General features: G+C 50.5%; 1 protein-coding gene. It reads right to left on the minus strand.

What is annotated here, in order from left to right:
• Positions 1-363 precede the first annotated feature (363 nt).
• Positions 364-5481 carry a PAS domain S-box protein gene (locus V6D20_00580; GenBank protein ID HEY9814292.1) on the minus strand — a complete coding sequence of 1706 codons (5118 nt, stop codon included), beginning with the start codon at positions 5479-5481 and terminating at the stop codon, positions 364-366.
• Positions 5482-5486 lie beyond the last annotated feature (5 nt).

Below are 5486 nucleotides of genomic sequence, written 5' to 3' on the forward strand. Positions count from 1 at the left end.
ACCCACCCGATCGAGTCTACAGTCTTCAGCCGTTAGTGCAGCATTATCAACGTGCCCTCATTCAATTCTATGGGCAAGGTTGGCATCAACAACAGAGCAATGATGACTAGAAAATGCGGTTGAGGCGAATGTTATGCCATCCTAATCTCTCGTTGGTGACGCTCGGAAAAGGGCAGTGCTGAATAGCGGTATGATTCAGCACTGCCCTTTTTGCATAGGGGTTCAGAATCTCTAGCTAGAGGTTCACACTCTAATTCAGCAACGCCCGGAAAAGGAGGTCAAACCCTGATGTTCTCCCCCTATCCAATCCTTGAATGGACATTAGGAGTCAATCAGGCTCTAGCCTTGTCCAGCGATCGCCTCCTACGTCTCTGTCTCTAAACAGGCAAACGATAGATCCATGATCACATCGACCTGAATATTGTAGTTATAGTCCGACAACGTCTGTTTGAGAACAGCATAGTCATCTGGAATTTCTGCAATGAGATGATCAATACGATCATTGCGGCATTGAGTAGCAGCTTCATACAGTTGAGCAATCCAGTCTAAGGGCATCACCTTCAAATCCGCTGGCGTTAAGGTAGCAGCAGTTGTATCTGGGAGGGCGATCGCTTCTTCTGAGGTGAACTCTACATCTAAATATTGGGCAATAGCCTGCAACAGATCAGGAATTTGAATCGGCTTTTCCAAAAATGCATTGCAGCCCGCAGCAATCGCACCGGAGCGATCGCTATCCATCGAACTAGCCGATACCATAAAAATGGGCGTAGCAGACCGTTGGTTCTGGACTTCCCACTCGCGAATGTTGGCCGTAACCTGTTCACCATGGAAGTCAGGCAACCGCTGATCCATCAAAATCAGATCGAGCTGGTAGGTTTGCCAAGCAGCGATCGCCTCCTGACCATTCTTAGCTAAATAAACCTCAAATCCTAAATAACCTAAAGCATCCTCTAAAAACTGCCGATTCACCGCTTGATCATCCACCACTAAAATGCGGCAGGGGGGTTGCCCCGTAGCCAAGCCTGTAATCGTCGGCGGCAACGTTAGGCCATCAGAAGTATTTCCAGCCAGTTCCACCACCAGCGTGAACTGGAACGTGCTGCCCTGCCCCACTTCACTACAAAGTTGGAGATGACCACCCAGCAGCGTCACCAACTGCTGACTGATGGCTAACCCCAACCCCGTGCTACCCGAAAGTTGCCGACCAGCATCAGCTTGCTCAAACGCCTCAAAAATCCGCTGCTGATCCTCAGGACTAATGCCGATGCCTGGGTCCTCCACTTGGAACGTCAGAGCAACCATAGGCACGTTCGATGGAGAAGATACTGCACCGACAATCACCCGTAGGGTAATGGTGCCACGGGGGGTAAACTTAATCGCATTTCCTAAGAGGTTAATTAAGACCTGCTTCAAGCGTTTACCGTCGGTAATAATAGATTGGGGTAATCTTGGGTCGGCCTCAATCTCCAAAGCAAGACCCCGTGTCCTAATTTCTTGTCGGAGTAGCCCATAGATCGAATTAAGTAAGAATGGCAAATTCACTACTTCTAGATCGATACCCATATGTCCTGATTCAACCTTAGCCAGATCCAAGACATCATTGATCAAGCTCAGTAAATGATGACCACTGCTAAAAATGGTTTGGATATAGTCTTGATACTGGTAGGCAAGGTCAGGATCACGCATGAGAATTTGGGCATAGCCCAGCACAGCATTCAGGGGCGTGCGTAGCTCATGGCTCATGTTTGCCAAAAAGCGACTCTTGGCCTGGTTGGCGGTTTCTGCAGCAATACGGGCTTCCTGTACATGCATCTCTGCCCGTTTGCGATCGCTAATATCTGACCCCTCCGCTAGAATCTGATAAACCTGTCCCTCTGGATCCAGCAACGGCTTGAAAGTAACATCCACATAGCGCTCAATCTGATCGATACCCATCACTACAATTTCAGCCTGGCTTGTCTCTCCCTGGCTAGCTCGTTCTACCCCCTCTTGCATGATCGCTTGAGTTTCTGGATAAGACGTAACCCATGGGCTATCCCATATTGTTATCCCCATCAGATCTTGGCGAGTCTCGGTGCAAAGTTGTAGAGCAGTATGATTAACGTCTAGAAACTTACCGTCTGGAGATAAGAGACCAATAAACCGCACCGCCGAGTTAAAAATACCTCGGAACTGTTGTTCTTGAACCTGCAACGCTTGTTCCATCTGCTTGCGCTCGGTGATATCCGTAGCGATCGCCCAATAGTTGTTGGTTTCACCACTCGTGGCAACAGGGAACAGAATAGACTGAAACGTTCTAATCTCTCCCTCAAGTTCCACATCATCTTCCACCATCAGCGGCGATCGACTGATGATGAGTCGTTGCAGCCGTTCTCGAAACACCATGGCGATCGCATCTGGAAAAAGCTCTTCAAAGGTATGGCCAACAATATCCGACTGCGATCGCCCTAAGGTCTGAGCAAAGGCTGGATTCACCCGCACATAGCGACCCTCGTGATCAAATAAGCTAATCAGCGCTGGCGCATAGTCTAGGAAGGTTTGCAGCTCTTCATGCAGCCGTTGCAGCGCTAGTTCTGCCTGCTTGCGATCGGTAATATCCGCTATGCGCACCAACTGAAAGTGCTGATCGCCAAAGGTAATATTCTTAGCAGATAAATCACCCCAGAATTCTCGTCCTTGGAAGGTGATGTATTCTAACTCTAGACTCCAGAAGCCTTGCTGCTCAACCTCCTGCCGAATACTCACAATTTCCGACTCTGTAAACGGTCGCTTCTGCAGTCGATGCCCCTCCATCTGGATCAAGTCCTCTTGACAAGAGGCTTCAAACAGCTCAACGGCTCGTTGGTTGCAGTCTGTGGTCAGCAGGGTATCCGGGTCAACCAGAAAGAGCGCATCGCTCGATTCGTTGAAAATCAACTCGCGGAAATCTCGGCTGTGAACAAGTTCTGCCTCCATCTGTTTGCGATCGCTAATATCGCGGCAGACACAGAAGTTAACTAGTTCTCCATACCAATCAACGGAACTAGAGCTAATTTCGACAGGGTAAATCGATCCATCCTGCCGACGATGCAGAGTTTCAAAGGTGTCACCGCAAAACTCCATGGTTTCAGCCTTAGCCTCCAGTTCCTCAGGCGACCAACGGGCTTCAAAATCCATGATGCTCAAGGTTGTCATCTCATCCACAGAATAGCCCAACATTCTGGCGAAGCTCGCATTCGATTCCAGAATATTGCCAGCTTGATCGAGGATCACGATGCCGTCAATCGATGCCTCAAAGAGCGTTCTACGACGGAGCACTTCTCGCTCTAGGGCAACTTCCGCCTGCTTGCGATCGCTGATATCGATGCCCACCAGGGTCACCTCCCAGCCCGAGATAGACTCCTCTCGCCGCGAGGAGATCGTATCTGCAATCCAGCAAATTCTGCCATCTGGACGATGATAGCGATATTCCACCGTTGTCGTCTGCTCATCGTAGATAGCTTGCAGCAGTTGGGGCATGACCCGAGCAGCATCATCGGGAAGAATGGACGACAGCCATTTTTCCGCAGGAAAGTCATCCAGGGGATAGCCAAAGATAACGGTGCAAGCAGGGGAGTGGTAAATCGTTTCCCAGGTTTGGTTATCGTAGTAGCGAAAACTACTAATGGAGGCTTCAGCGCTGTTGAGGATACTGCTCAGTTGGGCCTGAGATGCTTTCAGTTCCTGCTCTAGCCGTTTGCGATCGCGAATATCAATCACGATGGCTAAATCACGGCAGGGCTGTCCATAGGCATCCCGTATGACTGACATCGTCACCTCTGCCCAAATCCACGTGCCGTCTTTGTGGCGATAGCGTTTTTCTATTGTAAAGGCGTCTATATCTCGCTCAAAGATACTAGGAATAGGATAACCATAGACAACCCTATCATCGGGATGGGTAATATCTTGAACCGTGAGCGCTAACAGCTCATCCCTAGAGTATCCCAGCAGAGTACAAAAATACTGATTGGCTTCTACTAGGCGGCCGGTACGATCGGCTTGGTTGATACCCACGGCAGCCTGCTCAAAAATGGCCCGGAATCGAGATTCACTGGCCTGCAAAGCCGCTTCGATCAGCTTGCGTTTCGTGATATCCAGGGCAGTGCCAAAGAGGCGCGTAACCTGCCCTTGGGCATCTTTCTCCACCTTACCCCGCCCTTCATGGTAGCGAAGGGAGCCATCGGGTTGAATGGCTCGGTAGTCAAAGGTATAAGGTATTCCATGGGCGATCGCCTGTTCCACGCATCGAATCAGCGTTGGGCGATCGTCAGGATGGATTTTTTGCAAATAGTCTGCATAGATGGGAACTGGCTGGCTTGGATCTAAGCCAAACATACGATAGAGTTCCTGCGACCAGGTAATCGTTTGGGTTGCAGGATCAAACATCCAGTTACCGATGTGGGCAACCTGCTGCGCTTCGAGCAACGCTGCCTCGCTAGCCCGCACCTGTTCTTCCGCTAGCTTGCGATCGGTGATATCCACCGTAGATCCCACAAATCCAACCAAGAGACCCGATGCACTATACTCAGGAACTGCCTGCACAAACCCCCAGCGCTCCGATCCATCTGCGGCGAAATAGCGATACTCATGCTGATAGCTAGCCTCCTGCCCCAAATTACTCTGCTCGACAAAGGTTGACCAAGCCGCCGCCATAAAGTCTTTATTCTCTGGATGCAGATTGCGGTTCCAGCCATCCCCCAAAATATCTTCCAACGGCAGCCCCGTCATGTCCTGCAGTTGTGGGTTGGCATAAATGCATTGTCCAGTTACATCATTGCGGAAAATCCCCACCGGACTGGTCTCTAAGAGGGTACGATAGCGGACTTCACTATCTTGCAGCGCCAGTTCTGCCCGCTTGCTTTGGGTAATATCGCTTTCAATCAGGGTAGCGATCGCACATTGCAGGGTCTCGTCCCAACGAATCGACTGCACGGCAGAGATCCAGCGGATCCCACCATCTTTGTGGCGAAACCGATATTCAGCGGTGCAATGGTAGGGCAGACTGTCTAAGCTGGTGTCATTGGTAATTGCATAGTGACGATCTTCTTCCACCACCCGCGATAGCCATAGACCCGGTGTATCCTTGAGTTCTTTCACGGTGTAGCCAAAGACGCGATCGCAGCCGCTGGATCGATAGGTGGTCACCCAAAACCGATCGGCCAGTTGCCGTAGGGTGACAATGGCGGCCGGAGCATTCTCCAAGATGTCCTGCAAGGTTGCCTTAGACTCTTGCAGCTCTAGCTCTAGGTGTTTGCGCTCGCTAATGTCAACATGACAGCCCACCATGCGCAGCGGTTTTCCAGATGCATCCCATTCAATCACCCGTCCCGAACACATCACCCACACCGTGGAGCCGTCTTTATGGCGATAGCGAACCTCATTATAAAAAGGTTCCTCACCATGGCTTTGCACATGGCGATCAAAACAGGCCAACACCCCAGGTAGATCCTCCGGTATGATCAAGCTTT

The organism is Candidatus Obscuribacterales bacterium (genome assembly GCA_036703605.1).
Taxonomy (GTDB): Bacteria; Cyanobacteriota; Cyanobacteriia; order RECH01; family RECH01; genus RECH01.